Origin of the sequence: Streptomyces sp. P13-3-3, assembly GCF_050571355.1 — a bacterium.
Lineage (GTDB): Bacteria > Actinomycetota > Actinomycetes > Streptomycetales > Streptomycetaceae > Streptomyces > Streptomyces althioticus.
Genome location: NZ_CP192228.1, coordinates 1,001,197 through 1,024,354 on the forward strand (window position 1 = coordinate 1,001,197; position 23,158 = coordinate 1,024,354).

The 23,158-nt window shown below is 73.3% G+C and carries 21 protein-coding genes and 2 tRNA genes; 9 read left to right on the forward strand and 14 right to left on the reverse strand.

The window, feature by feature from the left end:
- The first annotated feature begins 65 nt into the window (after positions 1-65).
- Entirely contained in the window at positions 66-1,220 is a 1,155-nt protein-coding gene (locus ACQZOG_RS04600) for an SPFH domain-containing protein (RefSeq protein ID WP_033274753.1), read from the forward strand.
- A gap of 127 nt (positions 1,221-1,347) precedes the next feature.
- Positions 1,348-1,953: a lytic polysaccharide monooxygenase auxiliary activity family 9 protein gene (locus ACQZOG_RS04605; protein WP_033274752.1), complete on the forward strand. Its 606-nt coding sequence runs from the start codon at positions 1,348-1,350 to the stop codon at positions 1,951-1,953.
- 77 nt (positions 1,954-2,030) lie between these two features.
- Here the strand turns inward: ACQZOG_RS04605 and ACQZOG_RS04610 are convergent.
- The 6 genes from ACQZOG_RS04610 to ehuB form a co-directional block, all read right to left on the reverse strand.
- Positions 2,031-2,104, reverse strand: a tRNA-Lys gene (locus tag ACQZOG_RS04610).
- A 100-nt stretch (positions 2,105-2,204) separates the two neighbouring features.
- On the reverse strand, positions 2,205-2,963 hold the full coding sequence (locus ACQZOG_RS04615) for an IclR family transcriptional regulator (RefSeq protein WP_037639747.1): 759 nt from the start codon (positions 2,961-2,963) through the stop codon (positions 2,205-2,207).
- Positions 2,964-3,158: 195 nt separating this feature from the next.
- Positions 3,159-3,950, reverse strand: coding sequence for an ectoine/hydroxyectoine ABC transporter ATP-binding protein EhuA (gene ehuA, locus ACQZOG_RS04620; RefSeq protein WP_033274750.1), 792 nt, complete (start codon positions 3,948-3,950; stop codon positions 3,159-3,161).
- Positions 3,940-4,590, reverse strand: a complete 651-nt coding sequence (gene ehuD / locus ACQZOG_RS04625; protein ID WP_033274749.1) for an ectoine/hydroxyectoine ABC transporter permease subunit EhuD — start codon at positions 4,588-4,590, stop codon at positions 3,940-3,942. Before ehuD ends, ehuA begins: the two co-directional genes overlap by 11 nt.
- A complete protein-coding gene (gene ehuC / locus ACQZOG_RS04630) occupies positions 4,587-5,288 on the reverse strand; it encodes an ectoine/hydroxyectoine ABC transporter permease subunit EhuC (protein ID WP_033274748.1) in 702 nt (233 codons plus the stop codon). Before ehuC ends, ehuD begins: the two co-directional genes overlap by 4 nt.
- A complete protein-coding gene (gene ehuB / locus ACQZOG_RS04635; protein ID WP_387786175.1) occupies positions 5,285-6,199 on the reverse strand; it encodes an ectoine/hydroxyectoine ABC transporter substrate-binding protein EhuB in 915 nt (304 codons plus the stop codon). Before ehuB ends, ehuC begins: the two co-directional genes overlap by 4 nt.
- A gap of 97 nt (positions 6,200-6,296) precedes the next feature.
- Here ehuB and ACQZOG_RS04640 point away from each other — a divergent pair, with 97 nt between their 5' ends.
- Complete coding sequence (locus ACQZOG_RS04640) at positions 6,297-6,791, forward strand: DUF3830 family protein (protein WP_033274746.1); 495 nt, start codon at positions 6,297-6,299, stop codon at positions 6,789-6,791.
- Here ACQZOG_RS04640 and ACQZOG_RS04645 read toward each other — a convergent pair.
- Together ACQZOG_RS04645 and ACQZOG_RS04650 are read right to left on the reverse strand one after the other, a co-directional pair.
- Positions 6,772-8,160 (reverse strand): amidase, encoded by a 1,389-nt coding sequence (locus tag ACQZOG_RS04645; protein WP_058916226.1) that lies wholly within the window; start codon positions 8,158-8,160, stop codon positions 6,772-6,774. The genes ACQZOG_RS04640 and ACQZOG_RS04645 overlap by 20 nt on opposite strands.
- A 20-nt stretch (positions 8,161-8,180) precedes the next feature.
- The gene (locus ACQZOG_RS04650; protein WP_058916225.1) at positions 8,181-9,128 is read right to left on the reverse strand and encodes a D-2-hydroxyacid dehydrogenase; all 948 of its coding nucleotides are present in this window, start codon (positions 9,126-9,128) and stop codon (positions 8,181-8,183) included.
- A gap of 193 nt (positions 9,129-9,321) precedes the next feature.
- On the opposite strand from ACQZOG_RS04650, the gene ACQZOG_RS04655 reads away from it, so the two are divergent.
- The 5 genes from ACQZOG_RS04655 (at position 9,322) to ACQZOG_RS04675 (ending at position 12,319) form a co-directional block, all read left to right on the forward strand.
- On the forward strand, positions 9,322-10,179 hold the full coding sequence (locus tag ACQZOG_RS04655) for a maleate cis-trans isomerase family protein (protein WP_037639737.1): 858 nt from the start codon (positions 9,322-9,324) through the stop codon (positions 10,177-10,179).
- Positions 10,176-10,907: a maleate cis-trans isomerase family protein gene (locus ACQZOG_RS04660; protein WP_033274742.1), complete on the forward strand. Its 732-nt coding sequence runs from the start codon at positions 10,176-10,178 to the stop codon at positions 10,905-10,907. Before ACQZOG_RS04655 ends, ACQZOG_RS04660 begins: the two co-directional genes overlap by 4 nt.
- Positions 10,908-11,155: 248 nt before the next feature.
- Entirely contained in the window at positions 11,156-11,521 is a 366-nt protein-coding gene (locus ACQZOG_RS04665) for a hypothetical protein (protein ID WP_033274741.1), read from the forward strand.
- Positions 11,522-11,661: 140 nt separating this feature from the next.
- Entirely contained in the window at positions 11,662-12,255 is a 594-nt protein-coding gene (locus ACQZOG_RS04670; RefSeq protein WP_430741301.1) for a bifunctional DNA primase/polymerase, read from the forward strand.
- A tRNA-Lys gene (locus ACQZOG_RS04675) sits at positions 12,246-12,319 on the forward strand. Before ACQZOG_RS04670 ends, ACQZOG_RS04675 begins: the two co-directional genes overlap by 10 nt.
- Before the next feature lie 919 nt (positions 12,320-13,238).
- Here the strand turns inward: ACQZOG_RS04675 and ACQZOG_RS04680 are convergent.
- Entirely contained in the window at positions 13,239-14,477 is a 1,239-nt protein-coding gene (locus ACQZOG_RS04680; protein WP_354792827.1) for a M6 family metalloprotease domain-containing protein, read from the reverse strand.
- A gap of 441 nt (positions 14,478-14,918) precedes the next feature.
- Here ACQZOG_RS04680 and ACQZOG_RS04685 point away from each other — a divergent pair, with 441 nt between their 5' ends.
- Positions 14,919-16,808: a putative bifunctional diguanylate cyclase/phosphodiesterase gene (locus ACQZOG_RS04685; RefSeq protein WP_193455305.1), complete on the forward strand. Its 1,890-nt coding sequence runs from the start codon at positions 14,919-14,921 to the stop codon at positions 16,806-16,808.
- Here the strand turns inward: ACQZOG_RS04685 and ACQZOG_RS04690 are convergent.
- From ACQZOG_RS04690 to ACQZOG_RS04710, 5 genes are all read right to left on the reverse strand, one after another.
- Positions 16,784-17,917, reverse strand: coding sequence for an LLM class flavin-dependent oxidoreductase (locus ACQZOG_RS04690; protein WP_051747621.1), 1,134 nt, complete (start codon positions 17,915-17,917; stop codon positions 16,784-16,786). The genes ACQZOG_RS04685 and ACQZOG_RS04690 overlap by 25 nt on opposite strands.
- Before the next feature lie 135 nt (positions 17,918-18,052).
- Positions 18,053-19,402 carry an AAA domain-containing protein gene (locus tag ACQZOG_RS04695; RefSeq protein ID WP_193455304.1) on the reverse strand — a complete coding sequence of 450 codons (1,350 nt, stop codon included), beginning with the start codon at positions 19,400-19,402 and terminating at the stop codon, positions 18,053-18,055.
- Entirely contained in the window at positions 19,399-21,000 is a 1,602-nt protein-coding gene (locus ACQZOG_RS04700; RefSeq protein ID WP_430741302.1) for a hypothetical protein, read from the reverse strand. The genes ACQZOG_RS04695 and ACQZOG_RS04700 overlap by 4 nt, the downstream gene beginning before the upstream one ends.
- Positions 20,991-22,139 (reverse strand): hypothetical protein, encoded by a 1,149-nt coding sequence (locus tag ACQZOG_RS04705; protein WP_359519424.1) that lies wholly within the window; start codon positions 22,137-22,139, stop codon positions 20,991-20,993. Before ACQZOG_RS04705 ends, ACQZOG_RS04700 begins: the two co-directional genes overlap by 10 nt.
- On the reverse strand, positions 22,090-23,043 hold the full coding sequence (locus ACQZOG_RS04710) for a phosphatase PAP2 family protein (RefSeq protein ID WP_033274735.1): 954 nt from the start codon (positions 23,041-23,043) through the stop codon (positions 22,090-22,092). Before ACQZOG_RS04710 ends, ACQZOG_RS04705 begins: the two co-directional genes overlap by 50 nt.
- Between the last annotated feature and the right edge of the window lie 115 nt (positions 23,044-23,158).

The following is a 23,158-nucleotide window of genomic DNA, read 5'->3' on the forward strand; positions in this document are numbered from 1 at the left end:
GCCGGGCGTCCGCCCCGTCCGGGTTCCTCGATGTGACGCATCTGGCGCGGAGGCTGGAGGCACGCATGACCACCACGACATCCCACATCCCCGAGCACGTGCCCGAGTCCGAGGGGCCCGACGCCGGCGTCGCGGCCCCCCGCCCGGCCCGGCTGATCCACACCGAGTCCACGACCGAGATCCCCGTCCACCTGCTGTTCCGTGAGGAACCCTCCGATCCGCCGGCGGAGGTGAAGCCGCGCCCCGCCGTCGTCGCCCACCGCCCCCCGCCCGAGAAGCCGGAGACGGAGGACCGGGACACCCGGGACATCGGCGTACGGGCGCGCGCGTCCGCGCCCCGCGTCGATCCGGAGATCGTGGAGCGGCCCGCGCGGGTGCTGCCGGGCATCGCCGGGGTGCTCGCGGGGGTGTGCGGCGCGGCGGGCTGCGCGGTCACCGCGTGGTGGGCGGGGGTGCTGCCGCCGTTCGCGGCGGCAGCGTTCGGGCCTTCCGCCGGGGCCGGCGGCCTGGGGCCCGCGCAGTGGGCGGCGTTCGCCGGGGCCGGGGCGCTCGGGCTGTTCGGCTTCGGCGGTCTGGCCCGTGGCCGGACCGGGCGGGCCTGGGTGCTGGAGTTGTTCGGCCGCTATCGGGGGACCGTGCGGGGGACCGGACTGCTGTGGGTGAACCCGCTGCTGCTGCGCCGCCGGGTCGACGTGCGGCTGCGGCACTGGCGCGGCGAGCCGTTCCCGGCGGCGGACCGGGGCGGGGTCGCGCTGCGGGTGTCGCTGCTGGTGGTGTGGCGGGTGAGGGACACCGCGCGGGCGACCCTGGGCGTCGAGGACCACGAGGGGTACCTGCGGGCGTGCGTGGAGGCGGCGTTGCTGCGGGTGCCGGTCGCCGCGCCGGGCGCCGGACGGGGCGCGGTGCAGGCGACGCAGGACGCGCTGACCCGGCTGGTGGCCACGGACGCCGGGCCCGTCGGGGTGGAGGTGTGCGCGGTGCGTCCGCTGCGGGTGGAGTACGCGCCGGAGGTGGCGGCCGCGATGCACCGGCGCCGGATCGCGGCCCTGGACGCCCGGCACCGGGCGAGCGTGGTGGGCTCGGTCGTGGACTCGGTGGAGGACACCGTGACCCGGCTGACCATGCGCGGTCTGCTGGACCTGGACGACGACGAGCGCCAGGTGCTGGTGAAGGACCTCACGGTGGCGTTCTGCGCGGGGCGGGGCGAGGCGGGGGTCTGAACGACGGGGATCCGCGGGGGAAAACAGGCTCCGCGATTGGTATGGACATGTTCAACAACCGCCCCTACCCTGAGACTTGGTCTAGACCTGCACCCTGACATCTCCCCCACACTCCAGGAGCGGCAGCATGCGTAAACGGACCAAGCTGTACGCGGCCGCGGTGGGACTGGCCACGACCGGAGCGCTCATGCTCTCCTCCGGCGGCGCCAGCGGCCACGGCTACACCGACCTGCCGGTCAGCAGGCAGAAGCTCTGCCAGAACGGCGGCGTCTCCAACTGCGGCGCCATCCAGTGGGAGCCGCAGAGCGTCGAGGGCCCGAAGGGCTTCCCGGGGGCCGGCCCCGCCGACGGCAAGCTCTGTTCGGCCGGCAACGCGTCCTTCTCCCCCCTCGACGCACCGCGCACCCCGTCCGGCGGCGCCTGGCCCACCACCCGGGTGACCGGCGGCCAGCAGTACACCTTCCGGTGGCAGTTCACGGCGATGCACGCCACCACCGACTTCAAGTACTACGTCACCAAGCCGGGCTGGAACGAGAACCACAACCTGTCCCGGTCCGACCTCAACCTCACGCCGTTCCTGACCGTCCCCTACAACGGCCAGCGTCCGCCGCAGACCCTGTCGCACAGCGGCCGGCTGCCCAGCGGACTCAGCGGCCACCACGTGATCCTCGCGGTGTGGACGGTCCACGACACGGGCAACGCGTTCTACGCCTGCTCCGACGTGACCTTCTAGGACCGGCCCGGGGCAGCGCCCCCGATGTGTCCGAGCACGTCAAAGGGCCTCTCGCTCCCACGAGAGGCCCTTCTCGGTGCGCCGCCAGGGACTCGAACCCCGGACCCGCTGATTAAGAGTCAGCTGCTCTAACCAACTGAGCTAGCGGCGCATGACTCCCGCCATCCGCTTCCGCGGTCGGCGACGGGAAAAATCATACCCGGTCCCGGAGGGTGCTCCCGACCACTCCCGCCGGGGCCCGGACCGCCCGCTCAGATCGCCAGCGACAGCAGTACCGGGGTGGCGTTGCGGTTGAGGGTGTCGGCGGCCCGGCGCAGCCGGTGGGCGTGCTCCAGCGGCAGGGACAGCGCCAGGCATCCCGCCGTGGACCCGGCGGTGAGCGGGACGGCCGCGCAGACCGTGCCGACCGCGTACTCCTGGAGGTCCAGGACCGGCACCGTCGGCGGCTGAGCGGCGAGCTTCGACAGCAGCAGACGGTCGCTGGTGATGGTGCGCGAGGTGAGCCGGGCCGGGCGGTGCCGGGCCAGGTGGTCGCGCCGGCCCTCGTGGTCCAGCTGGGTGAGCAGGCTCTTGCCGACCGCCGTGGCGTGCGCCGAGTAGCGGAAGTCCACCCACTCGTTCACCTTCGGGGTGGCCGGGGAGTCGGCGTACTGGGTGACGCTGACCTCGCCGTCGACGTACCGGCTGAGGTAGACGGCTGCGCCCACGGAGTCGCGCAGCCGGTCGAGGGTGCGCTGGAGGGTGTCCCGCAGGGCCTGCCGGTGTCCGTCGGCGGAGCCGAGCCGGGTGAAGGCCGCCCCGGTGACGTAGGCGCCGTCGGTGATCTGCTCGACGTAGGCCTCGCGGCGCAGCATGCGCAGGAGGGTGGTCAGCCGCTCCGTGGCGATGCCGGTCTCGCGGGCCAGTTCGGTCTCGTTGATTCCTGTGCCACGCCGCGCCACCGTCTCCAGGACGCGCAGTGCGTCCTGGACCGAGTGGTACGACGCGGTCGGCTCGTGCCTCAGCGCCACGGTTTCCCCCTGCGCTCGCTCGTAGGGCCGCAATCCGGTCAACGAATCCCCTCCACGATAGCCGTCAAAGGCGTTGTCGAAGGCGGGGGTTGACAAGATTGCGGCCCTCTGAACTGCGGCGCCGACCCTCTGGCATATGCCACAGGTATGACCCAGGCCGTGGACCTCGGGCGACGCGCCGGGCGCGCTCCGTGACTACAGGACCGCGCTCAGGAATTGCCGCGTCCGGTCGTGCTCCGGCTCGTTGAAGATTTTCTCCGGCGAGCCCGCCTCGATGACCCGGCCCGAGTCGAACATCAGCACCTGGTCCGAGATGTCCCGCGCGAAGTTCATCTCGTGGGTCACACAGAGCATGGTGATGTCCGTGGAGCGGGCGATGTCCCGCAGCACGTCCAGCACACCGGCCACCAGCTCCGGGTCGAGCGCCGAGGTGACCTCGTCCAGCAGCAGCACCTGCGGACGCATCGCCAGCGCCCGGGCGATAGCCACCCGCTGCTGCTGGCCGCCGGACAGCTGGGCCGGGCGCTTGTCGAGGTGGTCGGTCAGCCCGACCATCTCCAGCAGCTCCCGCGCCCGCTCCTCGGCCGCGTCCTTGGACATGCCGAGCACGGTGACCGGGGCCTCGGTGATGTTCCGCAGCACGGACATGTTCGGGAACAGGTTGAACTGCTGGAAGACCATGCCGATCTTCTTGCGGACCTCGCGGACCTGCTTCTCCGGCGCCGGGAACAGCTGCTGCCCGTCGACGGTGATGACACCCTCGTCGGGCTTCAGCAGGGTCATCAGCAGCCGCAGGATCGTGGTCTTGCCGGACCCGGACGGGCCGATCAGCGTCACGTGCTTGCCGGCGTCGACCGAGAAGTCCAGGTTGTCCAGGACCGTGTGGTCCCCGAAGCGCTTGGTGACCCGCTCCAGCCGGATCAGCTCACCGGTCGCGCGCGGGGTCTCGGGCTTTTCTTCGAACGGGGCGTGGGTGTCAGTGGACAAGGCGTCGCTCCAGGGCTCGCAGGGCAAGGGAGGCCAGGTAGGAGATGACGATGAAGGCCACGCCGATCACCGTCAGGGGCTCGGTGAACTGGAAGTTCTGCTGGGCGAACAGCCGCGCCTGGCCGAGCATCTCCAGCACGGTGATGGCCATCAGCAGGGGGGTGTCCTTCAGCATCGAGATGACGTAGTTGCCGAGCGCGGGCACCACCCGGCGCACGGCCTGCGGCAGGATCACCACGGTCCACGTCCGGCGCAACGGCAGGTTCAGCGCCGTCGCCGCCTCCCACTGGCCCACCGGCACCGCCTCGATACCGGCGCGGTAGACCTGCATCGTGTACGTCGAGTAGTGCAGCCCGATGGCGAAGACGCCGGTGGTCGTCGCCGAGAAGGTGATCCCCCACTCGGGCAGCACGTAGAAGAGGAAGAACAGCTGCACCAGCAGCGGGGTGTTGCGGATGAACTCCGTGACCGCGCCGACCGGCCAGGTCACCCAGCGCGTCGGCGTCCGCATCAGCAGCGCCCACACCAGGCCCAGCACGAAGGAGATCAGCGAACCGAACACCAGGATCTGCAGGGTGACCCACAGACCGTCCCAGAAGTACGGCATGAAGTCGGCGACCGCGCCCCAGTCCCACGTCACGAGACACCACTTCCCTCGGGCACGCGCACGTCGGCGGCCTTCTTCTTCGGCGCCTTGCCGACGCCCGCCTTCAGCTTCTTCTCCAGCCCGCGCATCGACCGGGTGAGCAGGAAGGCGATGACGAAGTAGATGAGCAGGATGTACGTGTAAATCTCCGCGCTCTCCTGGAGCGCCAGGCGGACCAGGTTGGCGCTGAACGCCAGGTCGCCCATGCCCATGACCGAGACCAGGGCGGTGCCCTTGAGCAGCTCGATCAGCAGGTTGGAGAACGGCGGGATCATCTCCGGCACCGCCTGCGGCAGCAGGATGAGCTTCATCCGCTGCCAGGGCGTGAAGCTGAGGGCGATGCCGCCCTCACGCTGGGCCGGGTCGACCGCGGCGAGCGCGCCGCGCACGATCTCCGAGCCGTACGCCCCGTAGGTCAGACCGAGCGCCAGGGTGCCCGCCCACAGCGGCACGAGCTGCCAGCCGAAGGCCGGCGGCAGCACGAAGAACACCCAGAAGATCATCACCAGCGCGGAGGTGCCGCGGAACACCTCGGTGTAGAAGCCCGCGAGGAAGCGGACGATCCACAGCCGGTGGGTGCGGGCGATGCCGACCACGAACGACACCGCGGTGGCGAGCAGGGCGCTGAGCACGAGCAGCTGGATCGTGACCCAGACGCCGTCGAGTACGCGTTCCCAGAGTCCGGAAGTCATCCGCCGCAGAGCTCCTTCGCGGTCAGATCGGTCATCTCGTCCTCGGTGAACCCGAACGGCTTGAGGATGCGCAGCAGCTCGCCGCTCTTCTTGAGCTTCGTCAGCTCGACGTTGAAGGCGTCCCGCAGCTTCGTCTCCGTCGGCCGGAACGCGAACGCCCCGCCGTCGACGTGCGGCTCGCCACCGACGAGCGGCTTGAACGGCTCGGTCGCCTCGGCCTTGCCCGACTTCTTGACCACCTCACGGGTGGTGAGCGCGGTACCGGCGAAGACATCGACACGCCCGGCCTCGACGGCGTTCAGGCCGGCCACCTGATCGGGGACGATCAGGATGTCGCTCTCCTTGTAGCCGGCCTCCACGGCGTACGCGATCTCCGCGTACCCGGTGCCGGTGGCGAACTTCGCCTTCTTCTTCACGACGTCCTGGTAGTTGCGCAGCCCCAGCGGGTTGCCCTTGCGGACGATGAAGGAGTCGAGCATCTGGTAGTCGGGGTCGGAGAAGATGACCTGCTCGCAGCGCTCGGCGTTCACGTACATCCCCGCGGCCACGACGTCGAACTGCTGGGAGTTCAGCCCGGGGATGAGCGAGCCGAACTCGGTGGGTACGGGCTGCACCCGGTCCACCCCCAGCCGTTTGAAGATGACCTTGGCCAGCTCGGGCGCCTCGCCGGTCAGCTCACCGTCCTTGTCGATGTAGCCGAACGGGATCTCGCCGGCGATGCCCAGCCGGACCACGCCCGCCGCCCTGAGCCGCTCGAGCAGGTCGCCGCCGTCCGTCGTGGACGCCGTCGGCACGCGCGAGCACCCCGCCGCGCCCAGCGCGCCGAGCGCCGCGACCCCCGCGAGCAGCGACCGACGCGAGGGCCCTGAGGTCCCTGTTATTCGTCTCAGTGGTTGAAGTGGTGGAGCCATGGCGGCGCGGCTACCCGAACCGATGCGAGTTATTCCGGCCAGTTTCGGCCCCGTTCGGCGGTGGGGCGGTCTTGACCGGCACGGGACCATGGGGTGCATGGCCGACCGATTCCTCGAGATCTCACTGGTCAGGCGCGAAGTGACCGGCATCGCGCGACTGCTCGACGACCGTGCCCCGATCACCTGCGAAGCCGTCTGGAAATCTCTCCCGCTGTCCGGCGACGTCTACCACGCCAAGTACGCCCGCAACGAGATCTACGCCCTCTTCCCGCCCTTCGCGGACCGGGAGCCACCCCTGGAGAACCCCACAGTCACCCCCATTCCGGGCGACCTGTGCTATTTCACCTTCTCCGGCGCCGAGTTGGGCACCACGTCCTACGGCTACGACCGCGAGGTCCGCCCCGGCAGCACCGTGGTGGACCTCGCGCTCTTCTACGAACGGAACAACCTGCTCCTCAACGGCGACGTCGGCTGGGTCCCCGGCATCGTCTGGGGGCAGGTGGTGGAGGGCCTGGACGCCCTCGCCGACGCCTGCAACGACCTGTGGCGCACCGGCGCCGCCGGGGAGACGCTCAGCTTCCGGAGAGCGTGACCCCCGCCTCGTACAGCGCGTGCGCCGCCCGCAGCACCACGTCGTCCCGGTGCCGCGCGGCCACCAGCTGCAGCCCGACCGGCAGCCCGTCCGCCAGGCCCACCGGAACACTGGCGGCGGGCTGCTGCGTCATGTTGAACGGGTAGGTGAACGGCGTCCACCCGGTCCAGCGCCGGTGCCCGGACCCCCGCGGCACCTCCGCGCCCGCCTCGAACGCCGTGACCGGCAGCGTCGGGGTGACCAGCAGGTCGTAGGTGTCGTGGAAGCGCCCCATCCGCCGGCCCAGGTCCATCCGGACGTCCACCGCCGCCAGGTAGTCCAGCGCCGACAGCCGTCCCCCCTCCCGGCAGATCTCCCGCAGCCCCGGGTCGAGCCGCTCCCGCTGCTCCCGGCCCAGGGCCTGTGTCACCCGCGCCGCGCCCGCGAACCACAGGGCGTGGAAGGCCTCCACCGGGTCGGCCAGGTCGGGGTCGGTCTCCTCGACGTACGCGCCGAGTCCCGCGAGCCGCTCCACCGCCCGCCGCACCACGGCCGCGACACCCGGGTCCACCCGCACCTGCCCGCCCAGCGACGGCGAGAACGCCACCCGCAGCCCCCGCACCCCGCCGCCCAGCGCCTCCGAGAACGGCCCCGGCGCCGGCGGGAGCCCCGACCAGTCACGGGAGTCCGGCGCGGCGATCGCGTCCATCAGCAGCGCCGCGTCCGCCGCGTCCCGGGTCATCGGACCGACGTGCGCCAGCGTCCCGAACGCGCTCGCCGGATACAGCGGCACCCTCCCGTACGTCGGCTTCAGCGCGAAGATCCCGCAGAACGCCGCCGGGATGCGGACGCTGCCGCCGCCGTCCGTGCCCAGCGCCAGCGGCCCCGCGCCCAGCGCCACGGCCGCCGCCGCGCCCCCGCTGGACCCGCCCGCCGTGCGCGTCGGGTCGTGCGGGTTGCGGGTGACCCCGCTGAGGGGTGAGTCCGTCACGCCCTTCCAGCCGAACTCGGGCGTCGTCGTCTTCCCGAGGAACACCGCGCCCCGCTCCCGCAGCCGGGCCACCGACGGGGCGTCCTCGTCCCACCGCCCCGCCGGGTCGACGGTCCGGGACCCCTTCAGGGTCGGCGCGCCGCGCAGCAGCAGGATGTCCTTCACCGTGACCGGCACCCCGTCCAGCGGCCCCAGTTGCTCACCCCGCCGCCACCGCTCCTCGGAGGCGGCCGCCCGCTCCAGGGCGTCGTCGGCGAGCAGCCGCACGAACGCGTTCACCTCGGGCTGGATCTCCTCGGCCCGGCGCAGCGCGGCGCGGGTCACCTCCACCGGGCCGAACTCGCCCTTGCGGTAGCCGTCGACGAGCCGGGCCGCGGTCAGTTCCGTGAGCTCGGACATCCACACTCCCTGGGAAGACGTCAGTGACCCGGTACATACCCGCGTCGCTTGTCGACCACGTTCTCCAGCGGCCGGCCCGCCTCCCACAGCTCGTACAACTCCACGAACTGCGCCGCCAGTTCGTCCCGCCAGCCGACCGTGTCGCCGCTCATGTGCGGTGAGACGACCACGTCGTCCAGCTCCCACAGCGGGCTGTCGGCGGCCAGCGGCTCGGCCGTGAACACGTCCAGCGCCGCGCCCGCGATCCAGCGGTCCCGCACCGCCCGCACCAGCGCGTCCTCCACCACCAGCTCGCCCCGGCCCACGTTCACGAAGTACGCGGACGGCTGCATCAGGCCGAAGCGGCGGGCGTCGAACATCCCCCGCGTCTCCTCGGTCAGCGGCGCCGCGGCGACCACCCAGTCCGCGCGCGCCAGCAGCCGGTCCAGGTCCTCCGGTCCGTGCACCCCGTCCCGCGCCGTCCGGCCCACCAGCGCGGTCCTCACGCCGAGCGCCTCCAGCGTCCCGGCCACCGCCCGGCCGATCGGCCCGGACCCCACCACGCACGCCCGCGTCCCCGCCACCCGGCGCGTCTCCCGGTGCAGCCAGGTCCGCTCCCGCTGGAGCCGCAGCGTCCGCGGCAGGTCCTTGGCGAACGCGAGGACGAGACCGGCGACGTACTCGGCGATCGGCCCGTCGAAGACGCCGCGCGCGTTGGTGACCACCGTGTCGGACGCGGCGAGTTCAGGACAGAGCAGATGGTCCACCCCGGCGCTCGCCGTGTGCACCCAGCGTGGCCGGGGACCCTCGCCCGGCCACGCCCGGCGCACCGCGTGCGAGGTGAAGTCCCACACCAGCAGCACGTCCGCGTGCGGCAGCCGCTCGGCGAGCGTCGACCCGTCCGCGTGCTCGATCCGCACCCGTCCGGCGAGCCTGCCGAGACGGGGGAGCGGTTCGGCGTCCAGGACGAGCAGCGTGGGCGTGGTCATGGGCCTCGTCTCCAGGTGGCTCGGTGCGGTCCGGCGGTCCCGGCGCGGACCGGTGACGACGAGTTAACCGGTTGTTGACCGGGGGGTGACCCGGGTGGATTGACCGCGTCCCTACCCGAACCTACCGTCGTCGACACGGGTCTTTCCGCGTTCCTTCGTGTGCTCGTCTCCCAGCGTGAGGCCGGTGCCTGTCATGGACGTCTCCCTTCTCGGCGGCCCGAGCCCGCAGCGCGGGCTCGGGGTGGTGGCCCCCTTCGACTTCGCGCTGGACCGGGAGCTGTGGCGCTGGATCCCGGACGGTGTCTCCCTGCACGTGACGCGTACCCCGTACGTGCCGGTCGAGGTCAGTCTGGACCTGGCCCGGCTGATCAGCGAGCACGAGACGCTGGGCGACGCGGTGCGCACCCTCACCGCCGTCGCGCCCGAGGTCGTCGCCTACGCGTGCACCTCCGGCAGCTTCGTCGGCGGGATCGTCGGCGAACGCGCCATGTGCGAGGCGATGAGCCGGGCCGGGGCGGTCCCCGCGATCACCACCTCGGGCGCGCTGCTCGAAGCGCTGGTGGAGCTGGACGTGCGCCGGGTCGCCCTGGTCACGCCGTACACGGTGTCGGTCACCCGGGCGCTGGAGCGCTACGTGGCGCGCGCGGGCGTCACCGTCACCGGCTGCGCCTACATGGGACTGACCCGGCACATCTGGAAGGTCACCTACCGCGAGGTGGTGGACATGGCCCGGCAGGCGGTCCGTGACCGGCCCGGCACGGCCGACGCGCTGTTCCTCTCCTGCACCAACCTGCCGACGTACGACGTGATCCCGCAGCTGGAGGCGGAACTGCGCATACCGGTCATCTCGGCCAACCAGGTGACCATGTGGGCGGCGCTGCGCCGATTGGGTACCCGGGCGGTGGGACCGTATCAGGCGCTGATCGACGCGTCCGCACGCCCCGGGACCGTCACGCCGGGCCAGGCGCCGACCGTACTGCCCGGCCAGGCGGCGCCCGGTCCGGTGCTGCCGGACGCACCAGGAGAGAAGCAGCAGGAAGGCTGGACATGACCGCACTGGGATTCCTCTACCCCGGACACTCCGCGGAGGACGACTATCCGCGCATCGAGCAGTTGCTGGGCGGCGACGTCCGCGTGGACCTGGTGCACACCGACATCGGCGAGGACGCGCACCGGGTGGACGCCCTGCGCGAGATGGGCTCGCCGGAGCGGCTGGCGGCCGGCCTGGAGGAGTTGCGCCTGGCCGGCGTCGAGGCCGTGGTGTGGGCGTGCACCAGCGGCAGCTTCGTGCTCGGCTGGGACGGCGCCCGCGACCAGGTGCGCCGGCTCGCCGTCGCCGCGGGCATGCCCGCCTCCTCCACCTCCTTCGCCTTCGTGCACGCGATCCGGGAGATCGAGGTGCGCCGGGTCGCCGTCGGCGCGACCTACCCCGACGACGTCGCCCAGCTGTTCGCCGACTTCCTGCGGGCCGGGGGAGCGGAGGTCACCGGGGTGCGCAGCTCCGGGATCGTCACGGCGGCCGAGGTCGGCACCTGGGGAGAGCGGGAGCTGTTCGCGCTGGCCCGCGCGGCCGACTCCCCGGACGCGGAGGCGCTGCTCCTGCCGGACACCGCCCTGCACACCGTCGCGCACATCCCCGCCCTGGAGAAGGAACTGGGCAAGCCGGTCCTCACCGCCAACCAGGTCACCGTCCGGGAGGGCCTGCGCCTGGCCGACCGCCGCGTCAACGCGCCCGAACTCGGCGCGCTCTTCACGCGGGAGCCGCTCGTCCAGGTCTGACGGAGCCGCCCGTCCGGCACGGACGTGAGGAACGCCACCTTCACCGGCGTACGTCCCTCCGCGCGCCCGGAGTGCGTCCCCGTCGCCGTCTTTGTGCGCCCCGCGAGCTGGGTAGTCACCGGTCGGCGCGCCCGCACGGCCGGAGCCGTCCCGCCCTCGCGGGCCGGACGCCCACTTGCGGGGGCGCGGGACAATGGACGGTGGCCCTCCGGCACCCGGAGACCACCGCGACGTACGAAGGAGAAGTCATGGCGGAGCACACGCCGCGCCCGGACCAGCCGCGGCTACGCCCCGCGCCCCTGCTGTTCGAGCCCGCGCAGGCGGCCTCGGACCCCGAGCACTTCTTCGACCTGGAGTCGATCGAGGATCCGCGCGCGCTGCTGGAGCGGGCCACGGAGCTGACGCTCGCGTTCCGGGCCGCCGCGGACCGGGCGACGGAGTTCCAGGCGGTCGCGGCGGCCCAGCTCGCCGACCCCCGCCGCTTCGACCGGCTGTCGACGGCGGACATCGCCGAGCGCGCCGAGTGGACCGAGGACTACGCGAAGAAGATGGTCGAGTTCGGCCGCGACCTGATGCGCGGCGGCGAGGGCCCGGGGCACGTCGACCCCGTGTGAGCCGCGCCGCCCCCGGCCGTCCGGCCCGTCGAACGGATGTGGCATATGCCGGGGGACAGGGTACGCGCCCGGCCGGGCTCTCGTCCCGGATTCCGGCAACTTTGCGGAACCGTTCCCTCACGGCACGTAGAAATATCTGTATGAGCAGCACACCGAATGTCTCCGACGTCAGCGGTGTCACCCCGGACGGAGCCGCCTGGCTCGCCTCGGCCGGCACTGCCCCGCGCGGCGCCCGCCCCCTGTGGGGCGAGCGGCCGGACACCCCGGTGGTCCTGCCCTGCGGCGTCGTCTTCGACGTGGTGAGCGTGCCCGCGATCTTCGGGCGCCGGATGCTGGACCGCCTGTGGGAGGAGGGGCCGGGCTCGGGTCCCGTCGCGGAGTACCGCGGCCGGATGCTGCTGTTCGGCGCCGTGGGCACCGCCCAGCGGCTGCCCGCCCTGCTGAGGTGGGAGGAATGGGGCGCCCACGGCAGCCGTACGGACGGCGTCCCGCCCCTGCTGTGCCACGGCACCGGCGACGCGGTGACCGTCCCCGCACCGGCCGGTCCCGCACGCCCCGACGCGGGGGCCACGGCCCGCTGGCTGGTCGCCCCGGACAGCCGAAGCCCCTGGCTGCCGGGCCCGGAGGTGCTGCTCTGGGCGGCGGTGCGGGCGGCCCGCGCGGCCGTGCGGATATCGATTTTTCCTCCCGCCGATCGTGATGCTAATGTCTACGACGTCAGCAGGCGCCGCTAGCTCAGTTGGTTAGAGCAGCTGACTCTTAATCAGCGGGTCCGGGGTTCGAGTCCCTGGCGGCGCACGACACGAAAGGCCCCTCGCGCGAGCGGGGGGCTTTTTCGCGTCCGGAGGCCGGCGGGCGCGCGTCACGCCGTCCCGCGGGTGGGCCCGCGCGCCTGGCTGCTCGCGGCCGGTGATGCGGTGCGCTTGGCGCCTCGAGGCTCGTGGTCTCACGAGCCCGGAACGCCGAGGTCCGTAGTCCCGCGCGCCCGGCGCCTCGCGGCTCTTGGTCTTACGAGCCCGGAGCCCCGAGGTCCGTAGTCCCACGCGCCCGGCGCGTCACGGCCGGTGATTCGGTGCGCTTGGTGCCTCGCGGTTCATGATCTTGCTCGCGCTTGGCGGCTCGCGGCTCGTGGTCCCACGAGCCCGGAGCTCCGAGGCCCGTAGTCCCGCGCGCCTGGCGCCTCGCGGCCGGTGATGCGGTGCGCTTGGCGGCTCGCGGCTCGCGGCTCGCGGCTCGCGGCTCGCGGTCCACGAGCCCGGAGCCCCGAGGCCCGTAGTCCCGCGCGCCCGGCGCCTCGCGGCCGGTGATGCGGTGCGCTTGGCGGCTCGCGGCTCGCGGCTCGCGGCTCGCGGTCCACGAGCCCGGAGCCCCGAGGCCCGTAGTCCCACGCGCCCGGCGCGTCACGGCCGGTGATTCGGTGCGCTTGGCTCCTCGCGGCTCGTGATCCCGCGCGCCTGGCGGCTCGCGGCTCGTGATCCCGCGAGCAAGCGGCGTGCGCCGCACGCAGGGGGCGAGGCCACCGCGACGTACGCGAGATGGCCGGCGGGCCGAGGGCCGGCGGGCGTGCGCTGTCGGCTCGGCGTGACGCGACGCGGAACTCGGCTCCCGGTGCGCAGACGTCGGGGCCGGCCGGCCGGGTGCACGGGCGGGGCGCCCGTGGGCGCGCCCACGCGGCCGGGTGGGCGCGGGGCGTCGGCGGGGGCGTTGGCCGGGGGCCTCAGGAGGCCCGTGCCGTGCGGTCACCCGTGGTGATCTTCACCGTCCACGCGCCGGACGGCGTGCGGCCCTCCACCTCGACGCGGACCGACTCGCCGGGGACCGTGAAGCTCTCGCCCAAGGCGACCGGGGCGTCCGCCAGCGGCGGATACACCGAGTCCTCCCAGCACGCCTCGGTGCGCGGATGGGCGTCGATCACCTCGACGGGGCCGCGCCCCGAGCGGGTGCCGCTCGACACCCGGTAGACCAGCACGCCCGACCGGCACGCCGCGCGGTCGTTGCCGAACGGACCCCGCACCTCGAAAACCAGGGCCGAGTCCGCACCCGTGCGCACCACCGCCAGCTTCGTACCGCTCCCCAGTCCGAACGACGGCGCCCCGGCCGCGCCCGTCACCGGCGTGCCCGGACCCGCCCCCAGCGGCTCCAGCGTCAGCCGCACCGGATCGCCCCCCTGCACGCACCGCACCTGCTGCGGCTCCAGCCAGCCCAGCTTCCACTTGTGCCAGCCGAACAGGTCCGGCGCGAGCGCGAACTGGCTGCCCATCAGGTCCCAGTCCCCGACGTGGGTGTCCCAGTCGCCCTTGCCGTCCACCGGCCGGTGGTACAGATCCGGCAGGTCGAAGACGTGCCCCGTCTCGTGCGCCAGCACCAGCCGGTCCGGAGGATGGTTCTCGAAGACGGTGACGACCCGCCGGATGTCCGCGCCGTCCGCCCGCATCGGCCGGTCCAGGTTGACCACCTTCGTGGCGTCCGAGTCCACCCCCGGCGCGTCCGGATCGGCGACGAAGTACACGATGTCGTAGGCCGAGTAGTCGACGTGCGGATCGGACGCGGCGAGCGCGTCCCGCAGATACGCCGCCCGGTGCGCCACCGTCCAGTCGCGCTGTATGGCGTACGCCGTCGAGGGGCGCGGCATCCGGATCCACCGCTTCACCGGATGCGCCCGCAGGCTGAACTTCCCGTAGGAGGACCGCTCGAAGAAGCGGCTGGTCATCGGGAAGTGGTCGGCGGCCAGCTCGTCCGGCGAGGTCAGCGGATGCGAGTCGGGGAACGACAGGAACACCATCACCGCGTCCAGCCGGCCGGCCGGACGCGGATAGGCCGCGTTCCAGGTGTCCAGGCCCTCCGAGTGGTGGGCGTCGGTCCGGGTCAGCACGCACGGCTGCGCCGAGAACGGTTCGGGTCCCGACGGCACGCTCACCATGGACGTCGCCGCGAGCGCCGACATAGTGGTGCACATCGCCGCCGTGGTCCGCAGCCGGGGGCGGACACCCGAACGGCCCAGCCGCTGTCGCAGTGCCTCACGACCGAGTCCTCTCGGGGTGAGCTGACGCGGCACAGGGACCTCCGGGAGACGGTTCGCGGGACACCGCACCCAGAGTGGGATGATTTGTCGTACTACGCCCTGTTCAACTGCACCGGTCGGGTGAGAACAGCGGCGGAACGGGCGGGACCGCGCGCACGTCGCACCGCCCGCATTCACGGAACGTCACAACTGGTCGGAGCGCGGCAGAAGCCGTCCGCACCCGGGCAGAAACGATCTGGCAGAGATGCGGAACCGGCGGGGAGGCCGGACAGTGGCTGGAAGGGCCCGACGCGGGCCTCTATGATCGGCACACTTTCCGGATGCGGAAGGTGTTTTCCTGCCCGACAGCGAGCGAGTGCACTGCGGGAGCGAGTGGTGAGCGGAACGTCCGAAGGGCCGACGCCCGCGACTGAGCTCAATCGGTCGGTCGTCACGGAGAGTAAGATTTCGGCGTCCCCGGGTGCCGAGTTCACCGCGCCCGTCGAGCCGGAGGAACCGGTCGGGTCGGCCTCCCCGCGGTCCCCCGCGCCCCCGTCCTACCGCTCCGTCTTCACCGCCGCTCCGCTCGCCATGGCCGTCGTCGACCGCGAGGGCATGATCACCGGCGCCAACGCCGCCCTCGCCGACCTGCTGGGCCGCGACCAGGACACCCTCACCGGCGCCGTCGCCGCCGACCTGGTCGACCTCGCCTCCGACGCCCGCACCTGGCACGCCTACCGCGAACTGCTGCGCGGCCGCCGCGCCCGCCTGCGCTGCACCCGCCGGCTGAAACACCCCGAGGGGCACGCCCTGTGGGTGCGGGTCACCGTCGCCCCGCTGCCCCCCGACGACGGCGGCGTCCTGGTGTCCGTCGCCGACATCAGCGACCACCGCGCCCTGCAGGCCCGGCTGCGCCACCTCCGCATGCACGACCCGGTGACCCGGCTGCCCAACCGCACCCTGTTCTTCGAACGCCTGACCAGCGCCCTGGAGGCGGAGTCGTACGCGGAGAGCGGCACCGGCCGCATCGGCGTCTGCTACCTCGACCTGGACGGCTTCAAAGCCGTCAACGACACCCTCGGCCACCGCGTCGGCGACCAGCTGCTCGCCGCCGTCGCCGACCGGCTCACCCGCTGCGCGCAGGACGCGGGGCGGGCCCGGGCCGGTATCCCTCTGGTCGCCCGGCTCGGCGGCGACGAGTTCGCCCTGCTCGTGGAGGACTCCACCGGCACCGAACAGCTCGCCGACCTCGCCGAGTCGCTGCTCGACGCGATCCAGGAGCCGTTCGACGTGTCCGGCCGCCGCCTGAAGGTGTCCGCCTCCATCGGCGTGGTCGAGCGGCACGCCGCCGGAACCACCCCCACCGCGCTGATGCAGGCCGCCGACACCACGCTGTACTGGGCGAAGGCCGACGGCAAGGCCCGCTGGACGCTGTTCGACCCCGAGCGCAACGCCAACCGCGTCACCCGGCAGGCCCTCGCCTCCTCCCTCCGCCCGGCCATCGACCGCGGCGAGTTCGCCCTGGAGTACCAGCCGCTGGTCGGCATGGACGACGACCGCGTGCACGGCGTGGAGGCCCTGATCCGCTGGCACCACCCCCGCTTCGGCACGCTCACGCCGAATCGGTTCATCTCCCTGGCGGAGGAGGACGGTTCGATCGTGCCGCTCGGCCGCTGGGTGCTGCGCACCGCCTGCCGTCAGGCGCGCGACTGGCAGATCCAGCACCCGGACGAGCCGCCGATCTTCGTCAGCGTGAACGTGGCGGTCCGTCAGGTCTGGGACTCCGACCTGGTGGCGGACGTCGCCGACACCCTGAAGGAGACGGGGCTGCCCCCGCATCTGCTGCAGCTGGAGCTGACCGAGTCCGCGGTGATGGGCTCCTCGGGCCGGCCCCTCCAGGCGCTCAAGGCCCTCAGCGACATGGGCGTGCGCATCGCCATCGACGACTTCGGCACCGGCTACTCCAACCTCGCCTACCTCAGCAGGCTGCCGGTGTCGGTGCTGAAGCTCGACGGCTCCTTCGTCCGCGGCTTCCAGATCGAGGACCGCGCCGCCAAGACCAGCCCGGCGGACGAGGTCATCGTCGAGGCGATGGTGCAACTCGCCCACCGGCTGGGGCTGACGGTCACCGCGGAGTGCGTCGAGACCTCCGCGCAGGCCACCCGGCTGCGCCGGATCGGCTGCGACACCGGCCAGGGCTGGCTGTACTCACGGCCCGTCCCGGCCGACCGCATCTCCGAACTGCTCGGCACACCCGGGGTTCAGGCGGGCGTCGGCAACCCGTAGGCGTCGGCGATCAGTTCGTACGACCGCACCCGGACGTCACCGCCGTGCGCGTTGGCGGTGAGCATCAGCTCGTCGGCGCCGGTGCGCTTCTGCAGGTCGTCCAGACCGGCCCGGACCTCGTCCGCCGTGCCGTGGATGACGTTGGCGTTCCAGGACTCCACGAACTCCCGCTCCATCGGGCTGAAGTCGTACGCCTCCGCCTCCTCCGGCGTCGGCACGAGCCCCGGGCGTCCGGTGCGCAGCCGCACCATGTTCAGGGCGGCGGCCAGCACCTGGCGACGCGCCTCCTTCTCCTCGTCGGCGGCGAGCGCGGCGACCCCGATCAGCGCGTAGGGCGCGTCGAGCACCTCGCTCGGCCGGAAGCTCTCCCGGTACAGGTCGAGCGCGGGGACCGTGTTCTGCGCGGAGAAGTGGTGGGCGAAGGCGAACGGCAGGCCGAGCATGCCGGCCAGCTGCGCACTGAATCCGGAGGAGCCGAGCAGCCACACCGGCGGCCGGTGCGGGGACTGCACCCCGCCGGGCGAGGTCGCCTGCACCGGTCCGGGGACGGCGTGGATGCGCCGGTAGGGGTGCCCGTCCGGGAAGTCGTCGTCGAGGAAGCGGGTCAGCTCGGCGAGCTGCTGCGGGAAGTCGTCGGCGCCCTCGTTCAGCCGGTCGGTGCGGCGCAGGGCGGCGGCGGTCGCGCCGTCGGTGCCGGGGGCCCGTCCGAGCCCCAGGTCGACCCGCCCCGGAGCCATGGCCTCCAGCGTGCCGAACTGCTCCGCGATCACGAGGGGCGCGTGGTTGGGCAGCATCACACCGCCCGACCCGAGCCGGATCCGCTCCGTGTACGCGGCCAGGTGCGCGAGGATCACCGCAGGCGAGGAGGAGGCCACGCCCGGCATGGAGTGGTGCTCGGCCACCCAGTACCGGTGGAACCCGCGCGCCTCGGTGAGCTTCGCCAGGTCGACGCTGGTGCGCAGCGCGTCGGACGCGGTCCGCCCGGCCCCCACGGTCACCAGATCGAGCACGGAGAGGGGCACGGGGGCGGTGCCGTGTGCCGTGCCCCTGATCTCGTCGCCTGCGGTCACGTGGGTGCCTCCTGTCGGACGTCCTCGCACTCGGTGCATGTGCGGTGGGGGAACAGGGGGTGGTCCCCGGTTATTCCCCGGTCAGGGACAGGCCGGCTCACCCGCGGAACACCTCGCTCCGTCGTCGGCCGACGGTCTACGGGGACCCCCACTTCTGTCGCCGGAAGCCGCTCCCTACGGCTGCCACCGCACCCTGTGCTCCGCCAGATGCGACAGCACCGCGTGGTTCGCCTCCCAGCCGTCCGGGAACTTCACCAGCGTCCCCAGCTGGACCGGTTCCGTGGACGGGTAGTCGTCCAGGAGGTCCGTCACGCCCTCGCGGCAGACCACGATGCACGCGTGGCGGTGGCGGGAGGCGAGGACGCAGAGGCGGCCCGTCTCCAGGTGGAACGCCGTCGCGTCGGGGCGGCCGGACAGCGGGTGGAGGACGACCGTCACGTCGTACTCCCGGCCCTGGAGCCGGTTCGCCGTGTCCACGGTCACGTCCGTCACACCCAGGTCCGCCAGCGCCGCACGGATCGCCGCCGCCTGGTCGCGGTGGGCCGTGCCGACCGCGACGCGGTCCGCGGTGAGCGGCGTCGGGTCGGGGGAGCGCTCGGAGACCGCCGCGCCGCCTCGATCCAGCAGCCGGCGAACCACCTGCGCGACCGCCCCCACCGCCTCCGGGTCGGTGCGCGGGGTGTGGCGGGCGGGCAGCTCCAGCAGTCCCCAGCCGGACTCGGCGGCCTCGTCGATCACCCGGTCCGGGCCCGATCCGTCCGACGGGACGGCCAGGGTCAGGGCGCGGTCGCCATGGTCCGTGCCGCTGCGGAACGGCGTGAACGGGTAGAACGCGTCCGACACCAGCGGCGCCGCCGAGGCGGGCAGCCGCCAGGACACCGGAAGCCGGTGCTGCGGCAGGTCGGGGTTGTGCGCGAGCAGCGTCGTCACGGCCGAGCCCGACGGGTCGTACGACAGCCCCGCCCACTGCTCGGCGCCCACGATGGAGAACGGGTCCAGCTGACCCGGGTCGCCCACGAACAGCGCCCGCTCGAACAGCCCGGCCACCGCGAGCAGCGCGTCCGAGCGCATCTGGTACGCCTCGTCGACGATCGCGTGCCGCCACGGCTCCACGTTCTTCACGTGCGCCCACTTCGCCGCCGTCGACAACACCACCGGCAGCCCGGCGAGGTCCGCCGCCTTCGCCGACGTGCGCACCTGCTCCAGGCCGTCCAGCGCCTTGTCGTACGGGTCGGAGTCGCTGCTGTGCAAGCGGCCCACCGGCAGGTCGGGGTTCTTCTCGGCGAGGCGCAGCACCAGGTCGTCCACCTGCGCGTTGGTCTGCGCGACCACCATCAGCGGGCGGCCCGCCTCCGCCAGCTCCAGCGCCGCGCGCACCACCAGCGTGGACTTGCCGGCGCCGGGCGGGGAGTCGACGACGACACCACGCGCGGGGCCGTGGAGCGTGTCGTGGAGGATCGCGTCCGTGGCGCGGGCGGCCGCGGAACCGGGGTCGAACACCGTCTCCTCGACGGGGGCGGTCACAGCACGTCCTCCTCGGTCACCGGGTCGGCGGGCTCGGGGGCGGGCTCCTCACCGGGCGGCCCGCCGTGGGTCCACGGCGTCTCCTCCGGGTCGGGCAGCTTGGCGCCGCCGCGCGGCTCGTGCTCGAAGAGCGTGAAGCACAGCCGGTCGCCCTTCTCCGGCACCGAACCGGGCTCCGGCTCCTTGCCCCGCCCCATCTTGTCCATGATCCGCAGCACCAGCAGGCCGTCCTCGGGCCCCGCCGCGTACTCCACGAACTCCGCCGTCTGCGGCTTCCCGCCCAGCGAGCGGTACGCCTTCACCCGCTCGCCCAGGTGCGGCCGGTCGTCCGTGCGGACCGTGACCAGCGGGCGCGGGCTCGGCCGCTTGCTCTCGCTGTACGCCATCACCACGTCGACGACCTCCCCGGCGAACGCCTCACCGGACAGCCGCCGGGCCGCCATCACCAGCGGGTCGTCGAGCGCCTCCTGCGCCTCCAGACGCGCCTGCTCCCGCTCGCGGGCCGCCAGCTTGTTCGCCGCCGTCACCGCGTCGTCGCGGCGCGGCTGCGGCGGCTCCCCGGCCGCCACCCGGTCCCGGTGGCTCGTGAACGACCAGCGGTCGCGCGTCCAGCGGTCCTCCACGCGGGCGCCCTCCGGCAGCTCCCGCAGCAGGTCCAGGCCCCGCCACACCGCGTCCCAGGTGGGCCGCGTGCGGCTCTCCACCAGGGCGCGGATCTCCCGCTCGGCGGCGGTCAGCGCGCCCAGCCGGTCGTCGGCCTCCACGCCGTCCTCGGCGGCGGCGAGCGCCGTCCGCGCGCGGTCGTAGCGCTCGATGGCCGGGGCGAGCAGCTTGTTGTCGAACGCCGGGTCGGTGGCCGGACCCGCGGGCGGGCAGATCAGCTGGCCGTCGTCGTCCCGCTTCAGCTCCGCCTCCTCGGCGGCCTCCGCCCCGGAGCGGCCCTCGGGCGGGTCGATCCAGGCGAGCAACGCCCCCAGGTGCTGGTCCTCCAGCGTGGACTGGCCGGTCGCCCAGTGCCGTCCCAGCACGTCCGTCACCGCGAGCAGCAGACAGGACCCGGGCACCCGGGCCCGCTCCCCGAAGTGCGTCAGCCACCGGCCGAGCAGCGGCACCCTGGGCGGCGCCGGGAACGGGGTCTCCGGGTCCTGCTCCGCGGTGCGCCGGAACCTCATCGACCGGCCGAGCAGGCGCACGAGGTCGACGCCGGCCCGGCTCGGCACGATCATCTGCGGCGCGTCCGCGCACAGCTCGACCTCGACCTTGACCCGTTTGCCCGTCTCCGGGTCGGTCTCCGAGCGCTCGGCCGCCTCCACGGCGTCCGCGAACCCGTCCACGTACGGCAGGACGACGTCCGCCAGCTCGGCGAGGAACGCGAACCGCAGGTCGCGGTCGCGCGGCTGCGGCACCACAAGCAGCCGCGGCGCGTCCCGGTCGGTGCCCACCAGCGCGCCGAGCGGGGCGCCCGCCTCACCGGCGGTGATGAGCGGCACGAACACCAGCGGCCGCTCGGACAGATGCCGGTGCCGGACGGTCGCGGCGGGCTGCGCGCGGCCGGTGTCGACCGCCTCGAGCCGGGCGAGGGTGGAGATCAGCGACACCCGGCCACCTCCCGCGCCGCCTCGGCGGCCGACGCGAGCGCCTCCGCGCGCAGGGCGGCGGCCCGGCGCAGCGCGGCCACGGCAGGGTCGTCGGGGTCGCCCGCCTCGCCGCGGGCCGCCGCCAGCACGTCCTCCACCGTGGTCAGACCGCCCAGCTCCGCCCGCACCGGCCGGCCCAGGGAGGTCACGGCGCCGGCCGCGCGGGAGCGGTCACGGCAGTGGAAGGCCAGCTCGCAGGCGGACAGGCACTCGGGCGCGTACGTCGCCGGGACGGACTCCACGGACCACTCGAGCTGCTCGGGCGGCAGCTCCGGGGCGAAGCACACGCCGTCGGGCAGCGTCCCGGCGATCTCCTCGATGCGGGTGAGCCGGGCCAGCTGGCGCGAGGTCACCGCGCGCTGCTTGCGCACGTCCACGGCGGAGGCGGTGGGCAGGTTGGAGAAGTCCTTCGGACACACCAGCAGCACACGGTGACGCACCCGGGGCGCCGGGTCGAGCCGCTCGGCGACCCGCTCCAGCGCCAGCACGTACACCGCGGCCTGGCGGGCGGCCGCGCCGACCTTCGCCGGGTCGGCGGCCCCGTCGAGCATGGGGAACGACTTGATCTCGACGACCGTCCAGGTGCCGTCCGGGTGCACCACCACCGCGTCCGGCTCCAGGAACGCGGGGGAGCCCGCCACGTCGAGGGCGAGCATCGGGTGGTCGAGGAGCGTCCATGCGCCCCGCTCGGCGGCGGCCTCGCGCAGTGCCTCCTCCGTGCGCCGCGTGCGGCCCTCGGAGTCCTGGGCGCCCAGGTCCGGCAGGCGAGCGCCCACGGGCGGCTCGGCCGTACGGTCCAGCTTCTCGGCGGCGAGGCGCAGCAGCTCCGTGCCGCCGTCGGCCTTGACCTTCGCCTCGAAGGCGTTGCCCCGGACGAACGCGAACTGCGACTGGCCGAAGACCGACGGCGAGCCCAGCGCGCTCGCCAGCTTCCCCTTGTCCACCCCGGCGCCGTCGAGGATCGCGCGCCGTCTGCAGCCCGGGTTGGCGGCGAGGGCGGCCAGGGCACGGGCGTCCAGCGCCCTGGGCTTCACCTCGGGACCGCGCAGCTCAGCGAGCCGGTGCCCGAGCCTCTTCTCCGGCGTCCGTGGGGGTGGCACCCGGTTCGGCTCCGTACCGCGACTCGGGCTGCCGCTGCCGTGGAATTCGCTCACCCGCGGAAGTCTGGCATCCGTCACTGACAATCGCGGCATCCGTGCCGGACGAGACCGCCGGGACGGCCGTCGCACCGATCCGGAAGCGGGCCTTGACGACGTCCGCGTACCGCGTCACGTACGGGGCCAGCAGATAGCCCGCGCCCATCACGGCGGCGCCGGCGAGCGCGTCGAGGAAGTAGTGGTTGGCGGTGCCCATCACCACGAGCGTGGTGACCAGCGGGTAGACGACCGCGGCCGTCCTGGCCCAGCGCCCGCGCCCGTACTTCCAGAGGATCACGCCGCACCACAGCGCCCATCCCACGTGCAGGCTGGGCATCGCCGCGTACTGGTTGGTCATGCCGCCGAGGCCGCGCGGTGCGCTCGCCTCGCCGCCCCACCAGCCCCACGAGCTGTAGTAGGCCATCGTGTCGACGAAGCCGTGGCTCGGGTCGAGCAGCCGGGGCGGGCAGGTGGGCAGCAGGGTGAAACCGATCAGGCCGATGAACGTCGACGTCATCAGCCAGGTCCTGGCCGCCCGGTAGCGCACCGCCCGGGAGCGGAACAGCCACACCAGGAGCGCCGGGGTGACCAGGTAGTGCAGGGAGGCGTACCAGAAGTCGGCGGGTATGCCGATCCACGGTTCGCGGGTGAACAGGCGGTTCAGCGGGTGCTCGGCGTTGAGGTACAGCGCCTTCTCGATCCGCAGCAGCGCCAGGCCGTGGTCGACGGCGTCGGAGACGTCACCGCGGACGACGAGGCGTCCCGCGGAGTAGCAGGCGTACACGAGGAGGATGAGCGGCAGCTCCGTCCACCAGCGCATCCGGGTCGCCGGGACCGCCTCGGTGCCCGGTGTCTCGGTGTGCGGCATCCGATCGCTCCCCCTTCGTCCTCGTGCTGTCCTGGTCGGCGGCCAGCCACTCTACGGTGTGTGCGCGTCTTCCCGCGTACACGCTCCCGGAACCGGGAAGACGCGGAGATCGCCC